Here is a 309-nt window from a genome sequence, read left to right as displayed (position 1 = left end):
GCTCGACTGTGGCAGGCGCATGCGGGCCTTTGCTGCGCAACAGACCTTGGTCACGCAATGTCTCAGCCACATCACGGGGCATACCGTGGGCTCTTGTTGCACGCCTTGTTGCCCCCATGCCAGAGGCCGATACCACCGCTGTGACCTCCGCTGAGGCCGCCGCTGAGCTTGTCTCCGTCTCCGCCGAGACCGTGGCCGACCCTGCCTCCGCCGCCACATCCCATAAATGATGGGCAATGAATTTCAGAATGAGATCTTGTGGCGCGGGCCAGAGCAGGGGGGTGCCAATCGCGGCAAGCGCCCAGCCTT

1 pseudogene is annotated in these 309 nt (G+C 63.8%); it reads right to left on the bottom strand.

What is annotated here, in order from left to right:
• Window positions 1-309, bottom strand: a pseudogene (locus C0081_RS20425) (hypothetical protein); the annotation flags it as partial.

Source organism: Cohaesibacter celericrescens, assembly GCF_002866925.1.
In the GTDB taxonomy this organism is placed as follows: domain Bacteria; phylum Pseudomonadota; class Alphaproteobacteria; order Rhizobiales; family Cohaesibacteraceae; genus Cohaesibacter; species Cohaesibacter celericrescens.
This window is presented reverse-complemented; position numbering and strand designations above follow the sequence as displayed.